Raw genomic sequence first — 24,824 nt, 5'->3', positions numbered from 1 at the left:
GACCCGCCCGCGCTGGCTGGTTTGACATTGATCAAGGCGAACAAGTGATCCGGGGACTACCTTGCCGCCATCGGCCCCAAGGCCATTGGCAAGGCAGTCAAACATGAGTCGTGTATCTCATCACCTGCTGTTCCATGCACTCGTTTGCGCCTTCGGCGTCGGCGCACCGGTTGCCATCGCAGCGTCCAGCCGCGCAGCGGCGAACCACGCGGACGCGACGTTGGGCGAGCCCATCAAGGCCGTGCTGACTTCACCCCCGATGGTACCGCCACCGACCAACCGTACCGCACCGGCCAAGGTGATCGTCGAACTGGAAGTGGTCGAGAAGGAGATGCCGATCTCCACCGGCGTCACCTACAACTTCTGGACATTCGGCGGGACCGTTCCCGGCAGCTTCATCCGGGTGCGCCAGGGCGACACGGTCGAGTTCAACCTGAAGAATGCACACGACTCACACATGCCGCACAACATCGACCTGCATGCCGTCACCGGTACCGGCGGTGGTGCGGAGGCGACGTTGACGCTGCCGGGCCACCAGACGAAGTTCACCTTCAAGGCTCTGAATCCGGGCCTGTACGTCTATCACTGCGCGATGCCACCGGTCGGCATGCACATCGCCAACGGCATGTATGGCCTGATCCTGGTGGAGCCGTCGCAGGGATTACCCAAGGTAGACAAGGAGTACTACGTCATGCAGGGCGACTTCTACACCGAGGGCAAGTACGGCGAACCCGGCCTGCAACCCTTCAGTCTCGAGAAGGCCATCGACGAGCATCCGACCTACGTACTCTTCAACGGCGCAGAAGGTTCACTGACGGGCGACAAGGCACTGGCCGCCAAGGCCGGCGAGACCGTGCGCCTGTTCGTCGGCAACGGCGGCCCGAACCTGGTGTCGAGCTTCCACGTGATCGGCGAGATCTTCGACAAGGTCTATACCGAAGGCGGAAGCAAGTACCAGGAAAACGTGCAGACCACGCTGGTGCCCGCCGGTGGCTCGGCCATGATCGAGTTCAAGACCGACGTGCCGGGCAACTACATCCTCGTCGACCACAGCATCTTCCGTACGTTCCACAAGGGCACGCTCGGAATCCTCAAGGTCGACGGCGAGAAGGACGCGTCCATCTACACCGGGCAGCAGTCGAACCAGGAGTACTCGCCGCCGGCTAGTTCCGGCCACTGACGGCGACGCGCAGAGCCACCATGCTCACGTCCACCACGCTCTGGTTCGTGTTGCTGGCGACTTCGTCGCCGGCAACATCGCAGGCCACGTATATGGAGATCCCCGGCGCTGCGTTCCGCTCGACGATCCGTCACGAGGGCAATGACGGCAATCGCGTGGTCGCCGACTTCGCTCTGATGCAGCGTGCGGTCAGCAACCGGGAGTTCCAGGCGTTCGTCCAGCAGCACCCGCACTGGCGCCGAGATCGCGTTCCGGCATTGTTCGCCGACTCGGGCTACTTGTTGCATTGGCGGGCGGCCGGCGCGCCCGAGCCGCTGGATGCGGACCGCCCGGTAACGCGCGTCAGCTGGTTTGCCGTGGATGCCTATTGCAAGGCGCAGCAGGCACGCCTGCCGGACTGGGCGGAATGGGAGTACGTAGCCGCGGCCGACACTCAACGGCACGATGCCCGCCATGATCCGGCCTGGCGCAAGCGTCTGTTTGCCGACGGTACCGCACGCGCGGTCGATGCGGCCGGCGACTCGCCTGCCAATGCCTACGGCGTCCACGGGCTTCACGGCGCGTCATGGGAATGGGTCGGCGACTTCTCCACGCTGCTGGGCGACAGCGACAAGCGCGGCGCCGATGACGGCGACCGGCTGCAGTTCTGTGGCGCCACCGGTCTTTCCTTCAACAACCGCGACGACTATGCCGCGCTCAAGCGCGTGGCCCTGTTGTCGGCCATGCAACCGCGCAGCACGCTGGGCAACCTCGGCTTTCGCTGCGCCAGGAGTCGACCATGAGACCTGCCTTGGGCGGTCGTGTTCTGAGCGTCGTAGCGGGGCTGCTTTCCTCGATGTCTTCGCTTGCCACCGCCAACGAGCTTCCTGGAGATTCTGTCTACCAGGCGGCAGCAGCGCTGACCGACCAGAACGGCCGCAGCCTCGCCTGGCAGGACCTGCGCGGCCGGCCGGTCGTGGTGTCGATGTTCTACAGCAACTGCCATTTGATGTGCCCGCTCATCATCGGCAGCGGCAAGGCGCTGCAGTCGCAGCTCTCCGCCAGCGACCGCGACGCCTTGGACCTTGCTGTGCTCAGCATCGATCCGGCGCGTGACACACCGGCCGCACTGCGGGCCGTGGCCGAGGCCCACCACCTGGACCCGCGGTGGCGCCTGTTGCGCCCGCTCGACGCTGACGTGCGTACGCTGGCTGCAGTGCTGGACATCCGTTATCGCGCCCAGCCCGACGGAACCTTCAACCACACCAGTACGCTGATCCTGCTCGACCGCGACGGCCGCATCCTCGCCCGCAGCGGAGTCACCGACCTGCAGCCCGATCCGGAATTCGTCGCCGAAGTGAAGAAGTACCTCGCTGCTTCGCCCTGACGACCCGTCCATCCCATCCCCCAGGAGTTGCCCATGAAGATCCTTTCCGTCTCACTGCTCTGCCTCGGACTGCTCGGCGCGACCGGCGTTTCCCAGGCAGCCGGCAACTGCACTATTTCGCTCAAGGGCGACGATGCAATGAAGTTCGATCTGAAGACGGCAACCGTCTCGGCCGCCTGCTCCAGCATCACTGTCGAACTGACACACGCCGGCAAGCTGCCGGCTGCGGCCATGGGCCACAACGTGGTCATCAGCGCGACCAAGGACATGGATGCAATCGCGCGCGACGGCATCAAGGCCGGCGTGGCGAACAACTACGTTACCAAAGGCGATGCCCGTGTCATCGCCGCGACGACGCTGGTCGGCGGCGGGGAGAAGATCAAAGTCAGCTTTCCCGGCAAGAAGCTCACGGCCGGTGGCGATTACACGTTCTTCTGCAGCTTCCCCGGTCACTCGATGCTGATGAAGGGCAAGTTGACGGTCACCAAGTAACGCTCTTCCACCGGCTGAGGGATTGCGTGCCCGCAGGGCTCCTCGGAATGGCACCGTCCGCCGAGACGCGCGTACGGGTTTCGGTGGGGCGTCGTCAATCCGGGCCGGGGAGTGCTCCGCTCCCAAGTCGGACATCCTGTCCGATGCGGGGCGTATTTCGCAGGAGAGAGGCCAAGCGATCCGGCCCCTCATCCCGGCACATGCCCGAGCGCGGCCTGATGCACCCCCGCGACCGCACGGCCCGATGGATCGGCCATGGTCGCGAATGCCGCGTCCCAGGCGATCGCCGCCGGTGACGAGCAGGCGATCGACTTGCCGCCGGGCACCGTCTCGGCACAGGCGGCGCTCGGGAAGAACTGCTCGAACACGTGCCGGTACAGGTAGGCCTCCTTCGTCTGCGGCGGGTTGACGGGAAAGCGGCTGGCGGCCGCGGCGAACACGCGGTCGCTGACCTGCGCCTGCGCATGCGCCTTGAGGCCGTCGATCCAGCCATAACCGACGCCGTCGCTGAACTGCTCCTTCTGCCGCCACAGGATCGACTCCGGCAGGTAGCCGTCGAACGCTTCGCGCAGGATCGACTTCTCGATGCGACGCTTTCCATCCGGCCCGGTCCCGGCCATCTTGTACTGCGCGTCCATGCGCATCGCCACGTCGAGGAACTCGACATCGAGGAACGGCACGCGCGGCTCCACGCCCCAGGCCATCATCGACTTGTTGGCGCGCAGGCAGTCGTAGTTGTAGAGGGCGTCGATCTTGCGCACGGTCTCTTCATGGAACTCGCGTGCGTTGGGCGCCTTGTGGAAGTACAGGTAGCCGCCGAAGATCTCGTCGCTGCCCTCGCCCGACAGCACCATCTTCACGCCCATCGCCTTGATCCGCCGCGCCAGCAGGAACATCGGCGTGGAGGCCCGGATCGTGGTGACGTCGTAGGTCTCGATGTGGCGGATCACTTCCGGCAGTGCATCCAGGCCTTCCTCGAAGGTGTAGGTGAAGCCGTGGTGGACCGTGCCCAGGGCCTTCGCCGCGATCTCCGCCGCGGCCAGGTCGGGCGACCCCTCCAGTCCGATCGCGAAGGAATGCAGGCGCGGCCACCAGGCCTCGCTGGCATCGTTGTCCTCAATGCGCTTGCGCGCATAGCGCGCGGCGACCGCGGCGACGAGCGACGAGTCCAGACCGCCCGACAGCAGCACGCCGTAGGGCACGTCGCTCATCATCTGCCGGTGCACGGCACGTTCGAAGGCCTCGCGCAGTTCCTGCTTCGCCACTTCCACGCCCTTCGTCTCGTCGTAATCGCGCCACGGCTTGATGTAGTAACGCACCAGCTCGCCACTGGCGCTGTCGTAGTAGTGTCCCGGCGGGAACTGGGCGACGTCGGCGCAGACATCGGCCAGTGCTTTCATTTCCGAAGCCACGCACAGTCGCCCGTCGTGGTCGTGTCCCCAGTACAGCGGGCAGACGCCGATCGGGTCGCGGGCAATCAGGTAGCGCTTGCTGCCGGCATCCCACAGCGCGAACGCGAAGATGCCGTTGAGCTCGTTGAGCCAGGCGGCGATGTCATCGCGCTCGCGGTAAAGCGCGCTGATCACTTCGCAGTCCGAGCCGGACTGGAATGCATAGGGCGCGGCCAGGCGCTGCTCGAGCTCGCGGTGGTTGTAGATCTCGCCGTTGACGGCCAGTGCCAGTTCGCCGTCTGCCGAGTGCAGCGGCTGCGAACCGCCGGCCGGATCGACGATGGCCAGGCGCTCGTGGACGAGGATCACCTGGTCGTCCAGGTGCACGCCGCTCCAGTCGGGACCGCGATGGCGCTGGCGTTGTGACAGCTCCAGTGCACGCCGGCGCAGGGCCTGCACGTCGTCACCGGGTTGCAGGCCGAATATGCCGAGGATGGAACACATGGGAGGACTCCTGGGTGGGTTCTTCGGGGAAGGGGAGGCAGAAACGAAGAAGCCCGCGCTTTTGGCGCGGGCTTCGTGAGCGAGTTAGCGTGTCTTGCGCGCGCTAATCGCCGGCCCGCGGGTGGCTGGCGTTATTGCGATTGTTATTGTTCAGGCCGGCCACGGGAGCGCCGCCGCGGAGTGCGGCGTTGCGGGCGTGGGCGAGGGCCTGGACGGAAGTCATGGGTCGATCCTGCGTCAGGTCGTGGCCACTTGCAAGCCCCTCCCCCTTTTGGGCCCCGCCCCCGCCGGGCCTCCCGGCATGACCCAATTGCGCTCAAACTAGGCCGGGGAAACAAGACCATCGATGGGGACCATGAAGAAACTGATCAAACGCAGCCTGCTCGTGCTGCTGCTGTTGCTGGTGGCAGTCGCGCTGGCGATCTGGTGGCTGATGCGCGGCAGCCTGCCGAGCCTGGACGGCGAACTCGCCCTGCCCGGCCTGTCGGCACCGGTTTCGATCCAGCGCGATGCGCTCGGCGTGGTCACCGTCGATGCCGCCAATGAAACCGATGCGATGCGCGCGCTCGGCTACATCCATGGCCAGGAACGCTACTTCGAGATGGACCTGCTGCGCCGCGCCTCGGCCGGCGAACTGTCGGCGCTGTTCGGCGCGGCCGCAATCGATACCGACAAGCAGCGTCGCGTGCACCGCATGCGCGCACGCGTGACGGCCCACCTCGATGCAATCCTGGGCGACAAGCGACCGATGGCGCAGGCCTATGTCGATGGCGTCAATGCCGGGGTGGCCGCTCTGAAGGTGCGCCCGTGGCCTTACCTGCTGCTGCGCACGCAGCCTGAGCCGTGGCGCCTGGAAGACTCGGCGCTGGCCGGCTACGCCATGTACTTCGACCTGCAGGACGCCAGCAACGCCCGCGAACTGGCGATGTGGAGGCTCAAGCCGCACGTGCCGGCAGCGCTGTACACGCTGCTCGACCACGACGGCAGCAGCTGGGATGCACCGCTGGCCGGCAGGCCGCGCGGCGACGCCACCCTGCCCGACGCGGCCACGCTCGACCTGCGGACGCTGCCGATGCCATCCGCCAGCGACCGTCCGGCCAATGTGCCCGAGCGCTCGGACGTGGGCAGCAACAACTTCGCCGTCTCCGGCCAGCTCACCGCTGACGGCCGCGCCATCGTCGCCGACGACATGCACCTGGGCCTGCGCGCGCCGAACATCTGGTTCCGCGCACGCCTGCGCTACCCGGACACGCGCGCCGTCGGCGGCCACGTCGACGCCACCGGCTTCACCCTGCCCGGCCTGCCGGCGCTGGTGGTCGGCAGCAATGGCCAGGTGGCCTGGGGCTTCACCAACAGCTACGGCGACTGGCTCGACTGGCAGCGCCAGCCGGCCTGCGCCGAACCCTGCGCGGGCGTGACCCGTCACGTCGAACGCATCCGTGTCGCCGGCCAGGCCGATGTCGAATTCCCGGTGGACGAAACCGCCTGGGGCCCGATCCTGTTCCGCCAGCCCGATGGCAGCGGCCTGGCCCTGCGCTGGGTCGCGCACCAGCCCGGTTCGATGAACATCGGACTTGCGAACTTCCTGCACGCCAACTCGCTCGACGATGCGTTGCAGATGGCCGACCACACCGCGATCCCCGGACAGAACCTCGCCATCGGCGGTCGCGACGGCCGCATCACCTGGCGCCTGCTCGGACCGGTGCCGCTGCGCCAGGCCAGCTGCACGGCGACCACCGTCAGCGAAGCGGCAACCTGTGCGCCGTGGCCGATCACCACCGCATCGGGCATCGCCCTTCCGGCCGGCACGGTGCAGCGCATGTGGTCTGCCAACGCCCGCGTCGTCGACGGTGCACTGCTCACCCGCGTCGGCGACGGCGGCTACGCCAACGGCGCGCGTGCGCGGCAGATTCGCGACGACCTGTTTGCCCGGGAACGTTTCAGCGAGCGCGACCTGCTGGCGATCCAGCTCGACGACCGCGCGCTGTTCCTGACCCGCTGGTGGCAGTTGCTGCGCGACGCGGGGGCTTCGGACAAGTCACCGGCGCTGCACGAACTCGCCGCGGCATCGCCGACCTGGCAAGGCCACGCCAGCACCGACTCGGTGAGCTACCGGGTCGTGCGCGCCTGGCGCCTGGCTGTGCACGATCGCCTGCTCGATGGCCTGACCGCGCCGGCACAGGCGGCGCTGGGCAAGGACTTCCAGATGCCCAACCTGTCGCACTTCGAAGGCGTGGCCTGGCCGCTGGTGACCCAGCGTCCGGCGAACCTGCTGCCGCGCCGGTTCGCATCGTGGGACGCGCTGTTCGAGGATGCCGCGCTTGAAGTGCGAGACAAGTTGCAGGAGAAGGGCCCGATCGCGCAGCGCAGCTGGGGCGAGCGCAACACCGCGAAGATCTGCCATCCGCTCAGTCGCGCCCTGCCCGCCTTCGCCAAGCCGGCGCTGTGCATGGTGGCCGATGAGTTGCCCGGCGACAGCGGCATGCCGCGCGTGCAGGGCCCGAACTTCGGCGCGTCCGAACGCATGGTGGTTTCACCGGGCCACGAGGCCGACGGCATCATCCACATGCCGGGCGGACAGAGCGGCCACCTGATGTCGCCGTTCTGGGGTGCCGGTCATGACGACTGGGTGCATGGCCGGCCGACGTCGTTCCTGCCCGGTGAGACGCGGCATACGCTGAAGCTGTCGCCGCGGTAAGGGTTCCCGAGCTGCAGAGCCCCTCTCCCGCTTGCGGGAGAGGCGTCGGGGTGAGTGCTGTCAGCGCAGCAGCATCCGCTCGATCAGCGCCTGGTACAGATCCGGCAGCGCCTCCAGATCGGCCACCGACACATGCTCGTCGACCTTGTGGATGCTGGCATTCACCGGCCCGATCTCGATGCACTGCGCGCCCAGCGGTGCGATGAAACGCGCGTCGGACGTTCCGCCGCCGGTGCTTTCCTCCGGCGCGGCACCGCAGTACTGGCCCAGCACATCGCGCGCGGCTGCGCGCAGCGGGCCTTCAGGCGTGTAGAACGGCTCGCCGCCACGATGCCAGCGCACATCGAACTCCAGCCCGTGCCGGCGCAGCACCGCTTCGCATTCCTGCTCCAGCTGCGCCGCACTCCAGCTGGGATTGAAGCGCAAGTTGAACAGCACTTCGAGCTCGCCGGGAATGACGTTGTTGGCACCGGTGCCGGAGTGGATGTTGCTGATCTGCAGGCTGGTCGGCGGGAACGTCTCGTAGCCGTCGTCCCAGCGCCGCGCCGTCAGTTCGGCCAGGGCCGGCATGGCCTGGTGGATCGGGTTGCGCGCCTTGTCCGGATACGCGACATGGCCCTGCACGCCGCGCACCGTCAGCGTCGCCGACAGCGTGCCGCGACGGCCAACGCGCAGCAGGTCGCCCAGCTTGGCCATCGATGACGGTTCGCCGGTGATGCACCAGTCGAGGCGCTCACCGCGCTCACGGAAGGTCTCGGCGACGCGGCGCACGCCATCGATGGCGTCGCCTTCCTCGTCGGAGGTCAGCAGCAGCGCGATCCGGCCCGGATGGTCGGGATGGCTGGCGACGAAGCGCTCGAGCGCGACCACGAACGCGGCAACGCTGCCCTTCATGTCGGCGGCACCGCGTCCGTACAGCACGCCGTCGCGGATCTCGGGGAGGAACGGATCGCTGCCCCAGGCATCGCGCGGACCGGGTGGCACTACGTCGGTGTGGCCCAGCAGCACCAGGGTCGGCCCGTCACTGCCGTGCACGGCCCACAGGTTGTCGACGTCGCCGTAGTGCAGGTGTTCGCAACGGAATCCGGCCGCCAGCAGGCGCTGGGCGATCACCGACTGGCAGTCGGCGTCGTGCGGCGTGACCGAGGCACGGGCGATGAGATCGCAGGTGAAGTCGAGTACGTCGCTCATGCCATTCATCCCAGCGCGCCGACTCCGAAGCGCTGCTTGAAGCCGTTGTCGCTGAAGCCCTGGCTGACCTTGCCGTCGTCGGTGATCACCAGCGGACGACGGATCAGCTGCGGGTATTCCTTCAGCAGCAACTTCCATTCGGCGTCGGAACCCGGCGTCTTGCGATTCTCGGGCAGCGCGCGCCAGGTGGTGGACGATTTGTTGATCATCGCGTCCCATCCGCCCAGCTGTTCCTTCCAGGCGACCAGCGTGTCAGGGGACTGGCGCTCGTCGCGGTAGTCGACGAAGGCATAGCCCAGACCGAACCGGTCGAGCCACTTGCGGGCCTTCTTGCAGGTGTCGCAGTTGTTGAGGCCGTAGAGGGTGGTCATTTCAGTCCGCCAGCCCGCGTAGCAGTTCGTTGATGCTGGTCTTCGACAGCGTCTTGGCGTCGACCTGCTTGACGATCACCGCGCAGTACAGCGAATGCGAACCGTCCTTGGCCGGCAGTTGCCCGGACACGACCACGCTGTACGGCGGCACATAGCCATAGGTGACCTCGCCGGTGGCGCGGTTGTACACGCGCGTGCTCTGGCCAAGGAACACACCCATGCCGATCACGCTGTGATGGCCGACAACGAAGCCTTCGACGACTTCCGAACGGGCACCGATGAAGCAGTGGTCCTCGATGATCGTCGGCGACGCCTGCAGCGGCTCCAGCACGCCGCCAATGCCGGCACCGCCGGACAGGTGGCAATGCTTGCCGACCTGCGCGCACGAGCCCACCGTGGCCCAGGTGTCGACCATCGTGCCCTCGCCGACGTGCGCGCCGATGTTGACGAAGCTCGGCATCAGCACCACGTCCTTGCCGATATGGGCACCGCGTCGGGCGATCGCACCGGGCACCACGCGTGCGCCGAGCTTGCGGAAATCGGCCTCGCCAAACCCTTCGAAGCGTGCCGGGACCTTGTCCCAGAACGGCGCCGGATAACCTTCCACCAGCTGCATGTCGTTGACGCGGAAGTACAGCAGCACGGCCTTCTTCAACCACTCGTTGACCGTCCAGCCGCCCTTGCCGTCCGGCTCGGCGACGCGGAACTCGCCGCTTTCCAGGCCCGAGATCACGCGCTCGACGGTCGGTCGCGTCGAGCCTTCGAGCTCGTCGGGAGTCAGCATGGCCCGGCGCTCGAAGGCGCTGTCGATCATGAACTTCAGTTCATCGACGCCCGGGCCCTTCGGCGCGGCCTTCTTGCGCACGGTCTTGCGGACGGACTTGCGGGTGGGCTTCTTCTCGGAACTCATCAACGATCTCCTTCGAGGCAGGCCAGCAGCGCATCGCGCAGGGCCTCCTGTTGCGTTTGATCGAGCGCGCCGTCGCGCCCGTCGGGTTGGGTACTGGTGAGCTGGAACACGTCCTCGGCGCGCTCGCCGAAGGTGGCGATGCGCGCGTCATGCACGCGCAGGCCCTGGCTGCGGATGGCCTGTGTGACGTCGGCCAGCAGGCCCGGCCGGTCGGTGCAGACCAGGCTGAGCATCGAGCGACCGTCGTCGAGGGTATCGAAGCCAACCTGCGCGTTGATGCGGAAATGCCGCAGGTGGCGCGGCTGCGTGCGTCGGGTCGGCTTGATGCGGTCGAGCGGGCCATCGAGGACCGCGGCCAGGCGGTGCTCGACCTCGTCGATGCCCGGCGGGCAACGCGGATCGATGGGCACCACTTCGAAGCTGTCGAAGATCATCGCGTGCGGGCCATCGAGCACGCGCGCCTGCTGGATCGCCAGGCCAAGGCGATCGAGCGTGGCCACGATCGCGGCGAACAGGCCGTCGCGATCCTGGCAATGCACGAACACTTCCAGTGCGCCGGCATGCTCGCCGACCGCACGCGCACGAACCCGCGTCTCGCCCACGGCCACGCCGCGCAACGAGGCCGCCTGCCAGGCGATCTGGTCGGGGCGGCTGCGCTGGAAACCGATCTCGGGCATGCGCTCGTAGAGCTGATCGACTTCGTCCTCGCTGAAACCGAGCGTGGCCAGCATCGCGCGTGCGGCATCGCGGGTCTCGGTGGCGCGCTCCACGCCGGCCACCGGATGCTCGAGCCCGCGCCGCAGGGCCAGGCGCGTGGCCGTGTAGAGATCGGCCAGCAGGCGATCCTTCCACGCGTTCCACAACTTTGGCGACGTACCGGCGATGTCGGCGCAGGTCAGCAGGTAGAGATGATCGAGGTGGTCGCGGTCGGCGACCTTGCCGGCAAAGCGATGAATCACTTCCGGGTCGGCAATGTCCTGTTTCTGCGCGGTCACCGACATCAGCAGGTGCTGGCGCACCAGCCATTCGACCATCGCGGTGTCGGCGCGCGACAACCCTATCGTGCTGCAGAAGATCCGCGCGTCGTCGGCACCGAGTTCGGAATGGTCGCCGCCGCGTCCCTTGGCGATGTCGTGGAACAGGCCAGCAAGCAGCAGCAGTTCCGGCTTGCGCAGGCGCGGCCAGACTTCATGGGCGATGCTGAAGCGCTCGTCGACGATGCCCGACGCGAAGCGCGCGAGATTGCGCAGCACCGCCAGCGTGTGCTGGTCGACCGTGAAGACATGGAACAGGTCGAACTGCATGCGCCCGGAGACCTTGGCGAACGCCGGGATCCACCGCCCGAGCACGCCCAGCCGGGCCATGCGCTCAAGCGCATGCACCGGATGCGGGCCGCGCAGCAAGGCGATGAAGCGTTCGCGCAGGGCCGGCTCGGCCTGCTGGAACGCCGGCACGCGCGACAGCGACTCGGCCAGTGCGCGCGCCGTCTGCGAGTGCAGCCCGCGGATGGCATCGTGCGCGGCCCATACCGCGAACAACGCGAACACGTCATAGGCATCGCGCGGCCACTGCGGATCGCGCGCGGCCAGGTAATCGCGGCGCAGCTCGAAGGCGTGGTCGATGGCGACCGGTGCGGTCTCGCCCTCGATCTGCTCCTCGAAGCGCTGCAGCAGCCGTTCGCCGATGCGCAGCACCAGCGCGGCGCTGCGGTAGAAGCCCTGCATCATCTGTTCGACGGCGAGGTTGTCGGCGTTGTCGACATGCCCCAGGCGTTCGGCGAGCAGCTTCTGGTAATCGAAGCGCAGGCGCTCCTCGCGCTTGCCCGCGACCAGGTGCAGGCCGAAGCGCAGCCGCGAGAGGGCTTTGCGTTCGCGCTCGAGCGTGGCCAGCTCGTCGGCGCCGAACTGGCCGATCGCGACCAGCGATTCCAGGTCACCGGTGCCAACGATGCGCAGCGCCATCCAGCGCAATGTCTGCACGTCGCGCAGGCCGCCCGGCCCCTCTTTCAGGTTCGGCTCGAGGTTGTCGGCGGTGTCGTCATAGCGGGCGTGGCGCAGGCGCAGCTCTTCGCGCTTGGCACCGAAGAACTCGCGTGCCGGCCACACCTGGCTTGGCGCCGTCGCGACCTGCAGCGCATGCATGTGCTCGACGCCGGCGATCAGCGGGCGCGCCTCCAGCATCGCGGTGAGCACGGTGATGTCGGCGGCGGCCTGGGTGCATTGCGCCGCCGAACGCACGGCGTGGCCGACCGGCAGGCCCGCATCCCAGAGCAACGCAACGAACGCGGCCAGTGCTTCGGCATGCTCGGCCTGGGCGTCGGGCTCGGCGAGCACGAGCAGGTCGATGTCCGATTGCGGGAACAGTTCGCCGCGGCCATAGCCGCCGATGGCGAACAGCGCCAGCGGTGCATCCGCCGGCAGGCAGCTGGCCCAGGCGGCGCGCACCTGGGTGTCGACCGCGCCGGTTCGCGCCTGCAGCAGGCGATCGATGTCGGCGTCCGGGTCGCTGTCGAAACGTTGCGCCAGGCCGGCATTCACTGCAGCCAGCGCACTGCGGATGGCGACCGCCTGGTCGCCCGGCTCCTGCGCCGCCGGTCGCGCCGCCGGTCTCGCGGAGGATCCTCCGGCGGATCCGGCGTCGGCGACCGGAGACGTCATAGGTCGTTGTCGTCCCCGGGCACGCGGGTCAGGATCTCGACGCCGTCGTCGGTGACCACGACCGTGTGCTCCCATTGCGCCGAGAGCTTGCGGTCCTTGGTGACCACGGTCCAGCCGTCGGGCAGCAGCTTGGTGTGGCGCGCGCCCTCGTTGATCATCGGTTCGATGGTGAAGGTCATGCCCGGCTTGAGCACCAGTCCCTCGCCGGCGCGGCCGTAATGCAGCACCTGCGGGTCTTCGTGGTAGATCCGGCCGATGCCGTGGCCACAGTACTCGCGCACCACGCTGAAGCGTTCAGCTTCGGCGAACTGCTGGATCGCCGCACCGATGTCGCCCAGGGTCGCGCCCGGCCGCACGGTGCGGATGCCGCGGAACATCGCCTCGCGGGTCACGTCGACCAGGCGCTTTGCCATGACCGACGGCTCGCCGACCAGGTACATGCGGCTGGTGTCACCGTGCCAGCCGTCCTTGATGACGGTGACATCGATATTGACGATGTCGCCGTCCTTGAGGACCTTGCCCGGGCTCGGGATGCCGTGGCAGATGACGTTGTTGACCGAGGTGCAGACGGTCTTGGGGAATCCCTTGTAGCCGACGTTGGCCGGGATTGCCTTCTGCACGTTGACGATATGATCGTGGCAGATGCGGTCCAGTTCCTCGGTGGTCACGCCCGCCTTCACATGCGGGGCGACGATCTGGAGGACCTCGGCGGCCAGGCGGCCGGCGACGCGCATCTTCTCGATCTCTTCGGGGGTTTTGATGGTGATGGCCATGGACGCCATTATCGCCTATCTGCGGCCCGTTCAGGGTCCAACCGACCCCCAGCTTGCCCGCAACAGAGCGTTACGGCTACAATCCCGCGGCTTGGTCGGCCTTCATGCCCTTCCAACCGCCCACGCCGGGCGCAGCAACCGGGCCAGCAGGCCCCGGGCAGGCGAATACACACCCGCTGCAACCCTTCGTGCCGGGGTGCCGCATGACGTCCCAGGACGCATGTGGTTCGGTCACGGAAGCAGCGGGGAGGCCCAACCCCGGAACCATCGCCCCCGGCCCTGCCGCGGGCAGCCGCCATACCCTACCCGGCGGCCGGTTCCACTGCCTTGGAGTTAAGCAATGCCCCAGATCACCATGCGCCAGATGCTCGAAGCAGGCGTCCACTTCGGCCACCAGACCCGTTACTGGAACCCGAAGATGGGCCCGTACATCTTCGGCGCCCGCGGCAAGATCCACATCATCAACCTCGAGAAGACCGTTCCGCTCTTCAATGACGCGATGAACTTCATCTCGGGTATCGCGCAGAAGCGCGGCATGATCCTGTTCATCGGCACCAAGCGCAGCGCGCGCGAGTCGATCAAGGAAGAAGCCGAGCGTTGCAACATGCCGTACATGACCCAGCGCTGGCTGGGCGGCACGCTGACCAACTTCCGCACCGTCAAGCAGTCGGTGCAGCGCCTGAAGGAGCTGGAAGCGGCCGAGACCGATGGCACCTTCCAGAAGCTGGTCAAGCACGAAGTGCTGGGCCTGCGCCGTGAGCGCGACAAGCTGGAAGCCTCGCTGGGCGGCATCAAGGAAATGAACCGCCTGCCCGACGCGCTGTTCGTGATCGACATCGGCCACGAAGACATCGCGATCAAGGAAGCCAAGAAGCTCGGCATCCCGGTCATCGCCGTCGTCGACACCAACTACGATCCGGCCCTGGTCGACTACGCCATCCCGGGTAACGACGACGCCATCCGCGCCGTGCAGCTGTACGCCCGCGCCGCCGCCGACGCCGTGCTGGAAGGCAAGGCCGCTGCGCCGACGCCGGCTGGCGTGCGCGAGGAAGACTTCGCCGAAGCCGCCGCCGAAGGCGAAGAGAACGGCGCCGAGCGCAAGGCCCCGCGTGGCCGCGCCCCGGCCAAGAAGGCACCGGCCAAGAAGGCCGACGCCGCCGAGTAAGACCCGCGTCATGCGGCCGCGCGATCATGCGCGGTCGCATCGCACCGGTCGTACCGAAATTGTTTCGCGGACGCGCCACGCACGAGCCAGCCATGGCCCGGGTGACTATTGGCGCCATCCGCACATCCAACGAATTCCGAGGTAATCCCCATGGCTGAAATCACCGCTTCCCTCGTCAAGGAACTGCGCGAGCGCACCGGCGCCGGCATGATGGAGTGCAAGAAGGCACTCGTCGAGAACAACGGCGACATCGACACGGCAGCCGAGTGGCTGCGCAAGTCGGGTCTGGCCAAGGCCGACAAGAAGGCCGGCCGCATCGCCGCCGAAGGCCGCATCGCGGTTGCCCAGGACGGCGGCAAGGCCGTGCTGGTCGAGATCAACTCCGAGACCGACTTCGTCGCCAAGGATGACAACTTCCTGGGCTTCACCGAAGCCGTCGCCAAGGCCGCCCTGGCCTCCGACGCCGCCGACGCCGAAGCACTGAAGTCGGCCAAGGTTGCCGGCGGCGACACCGTCGAGGAAACCCGCGCCGCCGTCATCTCCAAGGTCGGCGAGAACGTGCAGGTCCGTCGCCTGGCCCGTGTCGACAGCGCCAACAACGTTGCCGCGTACGTCCACGGCGGCCGCATCGGCGTGCTGGTCGAGGTCAAGGGCGGCGACGCCGAACTGGCCCGCGGCATCGCGATGCACGTTGCCGCAATGAACCCGCCGCACATCAAGGCGTCCGACGTCCCGGCCGAGTTCGTGGCCAAGGAAAAGGAAATCGAGCTGGCCAAGATGTCCGACAAGGACAAGGCCAAGCCGGCCGAGATCCTCGAGAAGATCATCAGCGGCAAGATCGCCAAGATCGTCAACGAGGTCACGCTGTACGGCCAGCCGTACGTGCTCAACACCGACCAGACCGTCGAGCAGGTGCTCAAGGCTGCCGGTGCCGACGTCGTCACCATGCAGCGCCTGGCCGTCGGCGAAGGCATCGAGAAGGTCGTCGAGGACTACGCTGCCGAAGTGATGAAGCAGGCCGGCCTGGCGTAAGCCACCGGCGCTTCTGGCGCAGGCAGCAAACAGAAAGGCCGCGAGCGATCGCGGCCTTTCTGCTTTGGAACGGCGCCTGGCATCAGCGCGCCCCACCCCACCGATCAGAAGTTGAGGGTGTAACGCGCGTTGACGCCCTGGTCGCGGGACTCGTCGGCGAACTGGCCGCTGTAGTTCAACTCGACCAGACCGTTGCGGCTCACCCGTGCCCCCAGGCCGACCTCGGCCAGGTTCGCGTTCTCGGCCAACGGGGCGCCATGGACATCGAACGCTCCGCCGCCCTGCCAGGCCAGCGACGCCGTCGACGACAGATCGCCACTGGCATGGCGACGGCTGACCCCACCGCGCAGGCTCAGCGCGCTCTCCTGCTGCCCAGCGCCCTTGAGGTTGAGGTTGAAGCGCAGCCCCAGCGTCGACAGGTTGGCCCGGCTGTCTGCGACCTGCCCGGTCAGCGCGGCTACGCCACCGCTTTCGGCGATGCCCTCCGAGCTCGTGCGGACCTGGGCAAACTGACCGTATGGCTCCCATTCCCAAGCCCCGGCAGCCAAGCGATAGCCGCCTTCGATATAGGCCTGGCGGGTGTCGGCGTCGTAGTCGGCACGCGTGCGATCCTGCACGCCGGGAAACGCGATGGTCCGTTCGACGTCGACGTCATGCGTGGCATAGCCCAGGCCCGCGCGCAGGCCGAATCCGCCCCAGGCCTGGCCCGCATACAGGCCGAGGTGGCGCGTGTTGATGTCTCCCTTCGAACGCCGGCTCCGCAACTCCACGTCATCGCGGCCAAGACCGCCAAGCACGCCCACGCGAAAGCCGTTGTCGAAGCGGACGTCGTAACCGAGCAGCGTGGTGCTGCCGTTGTAGTCGACCTCGCCGGCATTGCCGTCTGCATGCAGCGTGCCGCCGCTGCCCAGCGCCTGGATCCACGCGGCCGACGGCGCGTCACCATTGGCCGCGGCAAACTCGCCGGTGCCGGCCCGAGCCCGGGCCAGCGCGGCATCACGCACGTGGCGACTGCCCTCGACCAGGACCGATTGCGTGCTGGCATGGAGCTCGCCGCTCAGCGAGTCCAGCGCGTCGAGGGCCTGCTGCGGGAACAGCTGCGTCAGGGTCTGCGCCAGTCGTGCATCGATTGGCAGGACATCCGCCGACGTCGCGACCGAGCGCTGGTTGCGGGTGCGCGCAGCTGCGGCGAGGGCCATGCCGCGGGCGACGTCGACGTCCACCTCGTTCGCCCCATAGTTGAAGTCGAACTTCAGGAACGGCGAAATGGCTGACGCGTCGATCCGGGCAAACTGGCCCGACACGCCATCGCTGGCGGTGAGGACATTGAAGCGCTGTCCCAGCAGGTACTGGCCCGGCGCATTGAACACCCGGACCGTACCGCCGAGCAGGCTGGCACGTCCGCTGACATCGATGCGATCGGACGCCAATGGCGCTGCAATCTCCGCCTCGTAGACCGAATCCTGCGCCTGGGTGTAGGTGCCCTCGATGCGCAACGTGCCGATCGAATTGCCCGGGGCGATCGTCCCCTCGACCACCGTGTCGCCCAGGGTGCCAATGCCGTGCAGGCTGCCGCCGGCTGCAACCCGCGTGGCGCCACCGGCGACCCGCCCCTGGATGCTGGCGACGCCGCTGTTCACCAGCAAGTCGGTGCTGGTGAGCTTCCCATTGAGCACGAACAGGCCACCGTTGACTTCGACATCACCCAGTCGATTGTCGGCGTCCAGTTCCAGCACGCCCTGCCTGACGTCAAGTCCACCGAAGGTGTTGTCGCCACTCAACCGCAACCAGCCCACGCCCGACTTTGTCAGCCGGCCGCTGCCACCGATGTCGTTGCGCCAATCGTCCCAGGCCTCACCTTCCCAGACCTTGTTGCCGCCGGCGCGCTGGTTCATCACCACGTTGGTGTCGACACGAATCTGGCCGGGACCATCGATCGCCTTCTCCAGATTGACCAGCCCCCAACCGTAGATGTCGTCGACGCCAGGCGCACCGAGGTCGGTGGTGGTGGTCAGCAGGACATCGCGCACCTGCGGGTTGTCGAGGTACGGAAAGCGCTCGATCAGCAGTGCCAACGCCCCTGTCACGTGCGGAGCGGCCATCGAGGTGCCGTTGAGGTTGGCGTAGCCATAGGCGGGCAACCGCGTGCGGACTTCCAGACTGATGCTGCCGTCCGCACCGGTCGTCAGCTCCCCTACGGTGTTTTCATCCCCCTCGTAGACGGTCGACCGGATATCGGTACCCGGCGCGGCAACGCACCAGTTCATGCTCAGCCCACATTTGTGCGAACGATTGCTCAGGACGAGGTCGCGGTTGACGTTGACCACACTGAGCCAATACGGCTCGATGTCGGAGAATGCGCGCGGTAGCGTGGCATGGGTACCCGCGAACGGGCTGGCTGCCGGGTTGGCGGTCGCCGCGTCGGTGTTGCCTGCGGCCCATACCTGGATCAAGCCACCCGCTCGGGAACCGTCGGTGATGACGTTCCAGTAATCGGCCCACTCCGGGTCCCTCAGTAAGCGGTCCAGCTGGTCGACCGTATCGGGATTATTTGGCAAGCCCCAGCTGTGGTTGATGACGCGGACACTCTGTTGGTTCATCTGCTGGTACATGTCAGCGAAGGCCGATATATCGGGCCCAACGCCCCCAAGTCGCACCACCGAATACCCTTCTCCGTCCGGCTGCCACTGTGAGGCAGTATTGAAGAACAAGCGGGCCGTCGTCAGGTCTGCACCAAAAGCGACGCCATGGCGGCCTTGTCCGTCGCGGTTGGCGACAATCGTTCCGCCGACATGCGTTCCGTGACTGCCGTAGGTAAAGCCTGGCTGGACATAGTTTCCGTTGCGGATGATCTCGCGGATCCGCTCCGGCACGCTGTCGTGAAAACCAACATAGTCGACCGCAACTTCATCGCCCCGCGACGAGAAGCAAGCGCCAGGGCCCGAAAGGAAGGTCGTATTGGTGCACCTGCTCCCGTCGGCGAGGGTGTCGGCGATCTGCAGGCTGCGATGGTCCTTGCCTGCGAATTCCGGATGATCCAGGCCGGTTCCACTGTCGAAGATTCCGGTGCGCACTCCGCGGCCGCTCAGGCCGCGTGCGTAGGCATATTCGGCACGGATGGCGGCAAGCCCCCAGTCCGCACTGAACTCCTGCGTGCGCCAGCTGGCGGCGTCGCCGGCGCGACCGGGTTCGCTCACTTGCGCGTTCGCGGTCGCGGTCGCGAGCCCGCCGATGAAGATTACCCCGGCGATTGCCGTCGACAGGGCGGAGCGTTCGTGCTTCCTGCGTACTGCCATTGCGGTCTTGCTGCTTGCGTTTCCCTGCATGTCATGACGCTCCTTGTTGACATGGATGTCGTTAACCGATGATCAACCCGGTCGATTCCAGCCCCGGGCGGAACCGAAGCAGCTGATCAGGTTGGATCCATGTCAAAGAATGAGAATCATCTGAAACGCCATATCTGCATGAGGGCGCACGCAGTTGTTGCAGCTCGCACAAAAGCGGCCGCAACCAGGCGGCAAGTCATCGGGGAGTGGGGCTTCGGTGGCACGAATTTCATGCGCTCACGCGCGATCCTACGGGCGCGCAGGATTCGTGGCATCGGGGGTCCAATGAAGAGTCTGGAGAAGCCGTTCCGTCGACCTCTCCAGACATGCCGGACGCAGGGGGGGAGCCCCCGGCACATACCGGTGTGGGTCCGTGGTAACCCACCCGGCTACGCACCCTCCTGGCGCGCAAAGTACGCAGTTCTTCCTGCCTTCATTGGTGAACACATGGAGGCAGAACTTGCTGAAGCGACGACCGCGACCGCTCGAAGGCCAGTCGAAAGAACCAGGCCACTGATGCTGCGTCACTGTCCCCAACAACGAAATTCGCGGACGCCTCATCTGACCATTACGATCACCCGGCGTATATGAGAATCGTCCTAGATTCTGACCACGACGCGAATGTACGTTCGGCAGATTGGCCTGGACACACGTTTCCGCAATGCGCTGGTTGCACGACGAACGTGCAGTGCACAGTGGTCAGGATTTCGTGGATCGGCTCGGGAAGAGATTGGCGCCATCCCTGGCGCCCCATGCTTCATCCGGAAGACTGCATGTGCGGCCGCCGCGTTCCGCGAGGGGAACGGGGTCGCAGGGTCCGGCCCATGACGGACCGGCCCAATGAATTGAATTGCGCCATCCGTGGCGCGAGATGCTTCGTCCGGAAGCCTTTACCACCAGTACAGCCCGCGGGGCAGCGCGAACGTTGTCAAGGCGACGAATAGGTGCGCCATCCATGGCGCGTGAGCCTTCCTTTCGGAAGGTCATGGCCAGTAACGCAGGCGATGCCCTACCCCCCTACCCCGGATGAGGATTTTTTCTCCACCCCAGCAACGGCCCGGACCACGGCCGCCGTCCCGACGCCCGCACGACAGCAGCTATCTAGAACCGGTAGCCCGCACTCAGCAGGTAGTAGCGACCACGCGGTTCGTCGTAGGCGATGTCGTAGCCCAGCTTGTCGGGGTCGTAGTTGACCGGCTGGTGGTCGGCCAGGTTGTTGATGTTGAGCGAGAACCGCCAGCCGGCCAGGCCGACGTAGGCCAGGTACAGGTCGGCCGTCGTCCACGCCGGCGTGCGGCATTTGCGCACGCTCGCGTTGGTCTGCGGGCACGGTTCGCCCGCCAGCGCCACCTCCGACGGCCCCATCTCGTGCAGGTTCAATGTCGTGACCCAGTCGCCCACGGTCCATTCCACGCCGGCCAGCACCGAGCGCTGGGGCGCGCCGTGTCCGGCGTAGTCCAGCTCTGGACTGCCCGCGTTGGCCTTGCGATAGAGGTGGTCGAGGTAGCTGGCGGCCAGGCGCAGGACGAAGCGACCTCGCTTGTCGGTGTTGATCCGGTACTCCGACTGCAGCTCCCAGCCTTCCACTTCGGTGCGGCCGACGTTGGTGAAGTAGTCGTTGATGGCGTACAGCCCACCCTGCTCGTCGCGGACCAGCGCATCCGGGAACGCCTCCGGATTGGCCAGGGCATTGGTGCTGAGGATCTCGTTGCGGCGCAGGATGCGGAAGCGGTCGAGGCTCAGTTCGAAGTCCGTCGTCGGCGCCCACACCATGCCGAGGATGTAGCTGCGGGACGTCTCGGGCTGCAGGTCCGGGTTCTCCGTCGCTCCCAGCGAAACCAGGCAATAGGTGATCCCGTCGTCGGCCATGAGGGGCAACTGGCAGGGGGCCAGCGCGTCGGTCAGCTCGACGATGTCGATCGAATCGGAGACGGTCGGGCGGCGCAGTTCGAACAGGGTCGGGGCGCGATACCCGGTTGCGGCGGTGCCGCGCACCGTCAGCGACGGCGACAGTTTCCACTTCACGCCGAGCATCGGCGAGGACTTGCTGTCATAGCCCTGGCGATGATCGATCCGCCAGGCCAGGTCGGCATTGAGCCAGGTCGTGATCGGCATGCTCAGTTCGGCATAGAGGGCCGAGCTGTAGCGGTGCTCGTCGATATCGATCTTCTGCGCGCCCAGGGCGATGTCGCCGGCGATCATCAGCGCGTCGGGGCGATTTTCCAGCGCGTCGCGATTCCATTCCACGCCGACCGCGGCCTGCGACTGCCCGCCCGGCAAGGAGAAGCCGGGACCGTTGGCACTGAAGGCCACCTGGTCGAACTGCGCATCGCCCTGCACATGCACGCGCGGTGACAGTGCGGTCAGCAGCGCGGGTGGGTTGGCGGCGCCGTTGAAGCGGTAGGTCACGTCCTCGATCGCGCGATCCAGCACGCTGTTGCTGACCAGCCCGTCGATCGAGTTGTCGACATCGTTGCGGTGGTGGGCGAGATCGAAACGCCATTGCCACTCGCCGCGATACCCGTCCAGGCCCAGCGTGAGGTCGCTGCTGAGCGCGGTGCTGCGGCTGCGCACCGGGCCGATGTCGAAGAAGGCGTAGTTCAGGACCGTGGCGTTGCCCTGGAACCAGTCGTCGGGATGGCCGAACGGCAGGAACACGGCCGCGTGGAACGGTGCGCCCTGCAATCGCTGCTGGACCTGGCTCAGCCGCACCGAGGCACTCAGGTCCACCGTGTCACTCAATGGCTCCCGCATCTGCCCGTACACCGCGGTGCTTTCCAGCTCCGGCTGCAGGGTGACGTAGCGCGGCTTGTCGAGGTAGCACTCGCCCGCCTCGTCGCGGACCGCATCCGGGCAGGCCCACTGCTCCAATCCCTGGCTGCTGAAATACGCCAGTTGGACGCGCTGGTCGCGCAGGCCCAGGCGTCGCAGGTCGGCACTGCGCCAGCTCCGGTCGGAGCCGAGCAATGCATCGCGATGCAGGTAGTCGGCACTGATCGACCAGCTGCCGCCGTCATCGTCGACCTGGCCGTAGTTGAAGGAGAACCGTCGCTGCTCGGCATCGCCACGCTCGGACAGGCCGTAGCGCGCCACCGCTTCACCGCCCACCTGCCCCTTGCGCAGGATGATGTTGACCACGCCCGCCATCGCATCGGCGCCATAGATGGCCGAGGCACCTCCGCGGATGATCTCGATGCGCTCGACCATGCTCAGCGGAATGCCGTTGAGGTCGGTCAGGCCGCCCAGGTCGGCCGAGGCCAGGCCGTAGTTGGCCATGCGCCGACCGTCGAGCAGGAACAACGTCGCGCGCGGACCCAGCCCGTACAGGCTGGTCGTGGCCGCGGCGGCGAACGGCTGCTGCGACTGGAAACCACCGTCGGTGGCAACGTCGACCGGGTGATGGCTGACCATGCCGGGCTGATAGCTCAGCAGCTCGAACAGGGTCTGGTAACCGCTGGCCTCGATCTGGGCGCGGCTGATGCGGGTCAACGGAACCGCCGTCACCGCCTCGATGCTGGAGCGCGGAATGTGCGTGCCGGTGACCTGGACGGTGGCCAGTTCGGTGGGCGAATCGGCTCGCGCCTGCGGCGATCCGGCGGCCGACGCGCTCCCGGCCTCGATCAGGTACGTGTTGGCGTTGACCTGCACCGCGCGCAGTCCCGAGCCCTGCAGCAGCAGCTGCAACGCCTGTTCCGGCGCCATGCGTGCCTGCAGGCCGGGCGCCTTGCGCCCTTCGACCAGCCCGGGGGCGTAGAGGATCTGAGTGTGGCTTTGCGTCGCCAGCGCCTGCAGGGCGCGATCGAGCTTGCCGGCCGGGACGACCAGGCGTACCGGCGCGGCGGGCTCGCCTTCGGCCGCAGGGCTGACAGCCGCCAGGCAGCCCCATGACAGTGCGCCGACGATGGCAAGGGTGAAGCGGTACGACCTGGCCATTCGTCCGGTGAACGGGCTGCCCTGTGGCGCACATTACGGGAGCCCGACTGGGGTGGCAATGCGCTCACCCGCGACGCCTGCCCCGCGCCTTGCCGATGGCGCGGGCAGCGGTTCCGGCGCCGGACGGCTACTGCGTCGGGCGCGACAGGACGATCTCTTCGGCGCCCTCGCGCTGCGCCCGCAGCGACCAGCCGCGCTCCAGTGCGGCCACCAGCGCTTCCTGGTCTCCGGCATGGAACACGCCGCTGACCTGCAGCGATCCCAGGGCCGGGTCCTGCAGTCGCAGCTGCACCGGCGAATAGCGGTTCATCTCGGCCAGCAGCTCGTCGAGCCGCCGCTGGCGGAACACCAGGTCGCCCTGCGGCCAGGCATGCGCCGCCGCCAGGTCGAGCAGTTGCCTGGCGCCGATGACGCCACGGCCATCGATGGTGAGCTGTTCGCCGGGCGCCAGTTCGCTCCTGCGGACCTGGGCTCCGGAACCGACGGATACGTCGACCCGACCTTCCAGCAGCCCGACATTGACCTGCCCGTCGATCCGGCTGACCTGGAAGGTCGTGCCGATGTCGCGCACAGTGCCGGGGCCTGCCTTGACCAGGAACGGCCGGTCCGGGTCGGCCGCGACCACGAACTGCGCGCGACCGCGTACCAGTTCGACCAGCCGCTGGTCGCCGTCAAAGTCGGTGGTGATTTCCGACCCCGTGTCCAGGCGCAGCACGGTGCCGTCGAACAAGGTGATCTCGCGCTGCTCGCCCTGCGCGGTCATGAACTGCTGGACGATGGCCTTCTCGGCCGGGCGCGGCCACAGGGTTGTCGTGGCCACTGCCACCACCAGCACGGCCGCGGCGGCGGCAGGCACCCACTCCCGCCAGTTGCGCTGCGCCGGGGCGGGTTTGCGCCGGGCCGCATGGGCAGCGGCGCGCAGCAGATCCTCCGAGCCCAGGCCGGCTGCCAGGGCATGGATCCGCTCGGCCTCGAGGTAAGCGGCGATATTGTCGGGCGACTGCGCCAGCCAGTCCTCGAATGCGGCGCGCTCATCGGGCGCGCATTCGGGCGACATCAGCCGCGCCAGCCAGGCATCGGCCTGACTTACACCGGTGTCATGCTCGAACATCCCTGTACTCATGATTGGTCCTCGCGGCTGATGCCGCTTTGCTTCAGCTTCAGCCGCAGCAACCCCAGTGCCTTGCCGATGTGCTTCTCGACGGCCTTCACCGAAATTCCGCAGTGGCTTGCGATCTGGCTGTAGCTCATGCCTTCGATCCGGTTGAGCAGGTAGACCTGGCGGCAGCGCTCGGGCATTTGCAGGATGGTCGCGCGCACCAGCGCCAGCTCCTGCTCGTGGGCGATGCGCTGGTCGTGGCTGGGCTCCGACGAAGCCAGGCCGGGGAAATCCTGGTCGAGGCTGACATGCGCCGATGCCTGGCGCGTCGAGTCGCGGCGACCGCGGTCGTTGAGTACGTTCAGTGCGATCCGGTACATCAGCGGCCGCAGCTGGTCGGCGGGCTGGGCTCGGTAGCGCATCAGGCGGACCATCGCCTCCTGGGCGATGTCCTTGGCGTCTTCGTCGCCGGCGCGTCGCGCCAGGAATCCGATCAGCGCCGCCTGGTGTTCGCGCAGGAACTGGTCGAAGCCATCGCCGTCCGCGACCGGCGCAACGGTGACAGGCTCTTCGTCTCGCGGTGGGGACGGCGCCATCGCCTCGACCATTGCGTCATTCACTCCGTCACGCAGCGTACGCAAGCCGAACGGCGACAGCGCCGGCTTGAGGCGGACGGAAGGCGAATGCTCGGTCGCATGGCAGGAATGAGTGGCTCCGGTACGGAAAGGGCGGCCGC

17 protein-coding genes are annotated in these 24,824 nt (G+C 67.2%); 7 read left to right on the top strand and 10 right to left on the bottom strand.

Going from position 1 to position 24,824, the window contains the following annotated elements; translation table 11 throughout:
* Positions 1-103 precede the first annotated feature (103 nt).
* Genes nirK through azu form a run of 4 tightly spaced genes read left to right on the top strand, consistent with a single transcriptional unit; the run spans position 104 to position 3,038 of the window.
* Positions 104-1,180: a copper-containing nitrite reductase gene (gene nirK, locus MNR01_RS17150; RefSeq protein WP_241918915.1), complete on the top strand. Its 1,077-nt coding sequence runs from the start codon at positions 104-106 to the stop codon at positions 1,178-1,180.
* Positions 1,181-1,200: 20 nt separating this feature from the next.
* Positions 1,201-1,962 carry a formylglycine-generating enzyme family protein gene (locus MNR01_RS17145; protein ID WP_241918914.1) on the top strand — a complete coding sequence of 254 codons (762 nt, stop codon included), beginning with the start codon at positions 1,201-1,203 and terminating at the stop codon, positions 1,960-1,962.
* Positions 1,959-2,546 carry an SCO family protein gene (locus tag MNR01_RS17140; protein WP_241918913.1) on the top strand — a complete coding sequence of 196 codons (588 nt, stop codon included), beginning with the start codon at positions 1,959-1,961 and terminating at the stop codon, positions 2,544-2,546. The genes MNR01_RS17145 and MNR01_RS17140 overlap by 4 nt, the downstream gene beginning before the upstream one ends.
* Before the next feature lie 33 nt (positions 2,547-2,579).
* Entirely contained in the window at positions 2,580-3,038 is a 459-nt protein-coding gene (azu, locus tag MNR01_RS17135) for an azurin (protein WP_241918912.1), read from the top strand.
* 188 nt (positions 3,039-3,226) lie between these two features.
* Here azu and asnB read toward each other — a convergent pair whose 3' ends face one another.
* Positions 3,227-4,933 (bottom strand): asparagine synthase B, encoded by a 1,707-nt coding sequence (asnB, locus tag MNR01_RS17130; protein ID WP_241918911.1) that lies wholly within the window; start codon positions 4,931-4,933, stop codon positions 3,227-3,229.
* A 355-nt stretch (positions 4,934-5,288) separates the two neighbouring features.
* Here asnB and MNR01_RS17125 point away from each other — a divergent pair, with 355 nt between their 5' ends.
* Positions 5,289-7,631 (top strand): penicillin acylase family protein, encoded by a 2,343-nt coding sequence (locus tag MNR01_RS17125; RefSeq protein ID WP_241918910.1) that lies wholly within the window; start codon positions 5,289-5,291, stop codon positions 7,629-7,631.
* 60 nt (positions 7,632-7,691) lie between these two features.
* On the opposite strand, the gene dapE is transcribed toward MNR01_RS17125, so the two are convergent.
* Genes dapE through map form a run of 5 tightly spaced genes read right to left on the bottom strand, consistent with a single transcriptional unit; the run spans position 7,692 to position 13,542 of the window.
* Positions 7,692-8,822 carry a succinyl-diaminopimelate desuccinylase gene (dapE, locus tag MNR01_RS17120; RefSeq protein ID WP_241918909.1) on the bottom strand — a complete coding sequence of 377 codons (1,131 nt, stop codon included), beginning with the start codon at positions 8,820-8,822 and terminating at the stop codon, positions 7,692-7,694.
* A 5-nt stretch (positions 8,823-8,827) separates the two neighbouring features.
* Entirely contained in the window at positions 8,828-9,193 is a 366-nt protein-coding gene (locus tag MNR01_RS17115; RefSeq protein WP_241918908.1) for a Spx/MgsR family RNA polymerase-binding regulatory protein, read from the bottom strand.
* Between the two features lies 1 nt (position 9,194).
* Positions 9,195-10,124, bottom strand: coding sequence for a 2,3,4,5-tetrahydropyridine-2,6-dicarboxylate N-succinyltransferase (gene dapD / locus MNR01_RS17110; protein ID WP_241920670.1), 930 nt, complete (start codon positions 10,122-10,124; stop codon positions 9,195-9,197).
* On the bottom strand, positions 10,103-12,835 hold the full coding sequence (gene glnD, locus MNR01_RS17105; RefSeq protein WP_241918907.1) for a [protein-PII] uridylyltransferase: 2,733 nt from the start codon (positions 12,833-12,835) through the stop codon (positions 10,103-10,105). Before glnD ends, dapD begins: the two co-directional genes overlap by 22 nt.
* Entirely contained in the window at positions 12,757-13,542 is a 786-nt protein-coding gene (gene map, locus MNR01_RS17100; RefSeq protein ID WP_241918906.1) for a type I methionyl aminopeptidase, read from the bottom strand. Before map ends, glnD begins: the two co-directional genes overlap by 79 nt.
* A 331-nt stretch (positions 13,543-13,873) precedes the next feature.
* Between map and rpsB the strand changes: the two genes are divergently transcribed.
* Both rpsB and tsf read left to right on the top strand, forming a co-directional pair.
* Entirely contained in the window at positions 13,874-14,698 is an 825-nt protein-coding gene (gene rpsB / locus MNR01_RS17095) for a 30S ribosomal protein S2 (RefSeq protein WP_241918905.1), read from the top strand.
* Positions 14,699-14,848: 150 nt separating this feature from the next.
* Positions 14,849-15,730, top strand: coding sequence for a translation elongation factor Ts (tsf, locus tag MNR01_RS17090; RefSeq protein WP_241918904.1), 882 nt, complete (start codon positions 14,849-14,851; stop codon positions 15,728-15,730).
* A 104-nt stretch (positions 15,731-15,834) separates the two neighbouring features.
* Here tsf and MNR01_RS17085 read toward each other — a convergent pair whose 3' ends face one another.
* The 4 genes from MNR01_RS17085 to MNR01_RS17060 all read right to left on the bottom strand — a co-directional run bounded on the left by MNR01_RS17085 (position 15,835) and on the right by MNR01_RS17060 (position 24,708).
* Positions 15,835-19,026, bottom strand: coding sequence for an autotransporter serine protease (locus MNR01_RS17085; protein WP_241918903.1), 3,192 nt, complete (start codon positions 19,024-19,026; stop codon positions 15,835-15,837).
* Positions 19,027-20,157: 1,131 nt separating this feature from the next.
* The gene (locus MNR01_RS17495; RefSeq protein ID WP_256451854.1) at positions 20,158-22,989 is read right to left on the bottom strand and encodes a TonB-dependent receptor; all 2,832 of its coding nucleotides are present in this window, start codon (positions 22,987-22,989) and stop codon (positions 20,158-20,160) included.
* A gap of 127 nt (positions 22,990-23,116) precedes the next feature.
* The gene (locus MNR01_RS17065) at positions 23,117-24,100 is read right to left on the bottom strand and encodes a FecR domain-containing protein (protein WP_241918902.1); all 984 of its coding nucleotides are present in this window, start codon (positions 24,098-24,100) and stop codon (positions 23,117-23,119) included.
* 8 nt (positions 24,101-24,108) lie between these two features.
* Complete coding sequence (locus tag MNR01_RS17060; RefSeq protein WP_256451853.1) at positions 24,109-24,708, bottom strand: sigma-70 family RNA polymerase sigma factor; 600 nt, start codon at positions 24,706-24,708, stop codon at positions 24,109-24,111.
* Positions 24,709-24,824: the final 116 nt, after the last annotated feature.

The sequence above is a fragment of the Lysobacter sp. S4-A87 genome (genome assembly GCF_022637455.1).
Classification (GTDB): domain Bacteria; phylum Pseudomonadota; class Gammaproteobacteria; order Xanthomonadales; family Xanthomonadaceae; genus Lysobacter_J.
This window is presented reverse-complemented; position numbering and strand designations above follow the sequence as displayed.

Excerpts from the sequence above, each read along its gene's own strand:
- nirK (WP_241918915.1), top strand. The coding sequence starts at position 104 with ATGAGTCGTGTATCTCATCACCTGCTGTTCCATGCACTCGTTTGCGCC.
- MNR01_RS17145 (WP_241918914.1), top strand. The coding sequence starts at position 1,201 with ATGCTCACGTCCACCACGCTCTGGTTCGTGTTGCTGGCGACTTCGTCG.
- MNR01_RS17140 (WP_241918913.1), top strand. The coding sequence starts at position 1,959 with ATGAGACCTGCCTTGGGCGGTCGTGTTCTGAGCGTCGTAGCGGGGCTG.
- azu (WP_241918912.1), top strand. The coding sequence starts at position 2,580 with ATGAAGATCCTTTCCGTCTCACTGCTCTGCCTCGGACTGCTCGGCGCG.
- asnB (WP_241918911.1), bottom strand. The coding sequence starts at position 4,933 with ATGTGTTCCATCCTCGGCATATTCGGCCTGCAACCCGGTGACGACGTG.
- MNR01_RS17125 (WP_241918910.1), top strand. The coding sequence starts at position 5,289 with ATGAAGAAACTGATCAAACGCAGCCTGCTCGTGCTGCTGCTGTTGCTG.
- dapE (WP_241918909.1), bottom strand. The coding sequence starts at position 8,822 with ATGAGCGACGTACTCGACTTCACCTGCGATCTCATCGCCCGTGCCTCG.
- MNR01_RS17115 (WP_241918908.1), bottom strand. The coding sequence starts at position 9,193 with ATGACCACCCTCTACGGCCTCAACAACTGCGACACCTGCAAGAAGGCC.
- glnD (WP_241918907.1), bottom strand. The coding sequence starts at position 12,835 with ATGGGAGCACACGGTCGTGGTCACCGACGACGGCGTCGAGATCCTGAC.
- map (WP_241918906.1), bottom strand. The coding sequence starts at position 13,542 with ATGGCGTCCATGGCCATCACCATCAAAACCCCCGAAGAGATCGAGAAG.
- rpsB (WP_241918905.1), top strand. The coding sequence starts at position 13,874 with ATGCCCCAGATCACCATGCGCCAGATGCTCGAAGCAGGCGTCCACTTC.
- tsf (WP_241918904.1), top strand. The coding sequence starts at position 14,849 with ATGGCTGAAATCACCGCTTCCCTCGTCAAGGAACTGCGCGAGCGCACC.
- MNR01_RS17085 (WP_241918903.1), bottom strand. The coding sequence starts at position 19,026 with ATGGCAGTACGCAGGAAGCACGAACGCTCCGCCCTGTCGACGGCAATC.
- MNR01_RS17495 (WP_256451854.1), bottom strand. The coding sequence starts at position 22,989 with ATGGCCAGGTCGTACCGCTTCACCCTTGCCATCGTCGGCGCACTGTCA.
- MNR01_RS17065 (WP_241918902.1), bottom strand. The coding sequence starts at position 24,100 with ATGTTCGAGCATGACACCGGTGTAAGTCAGGCCGATGCCTGGCTGGCG.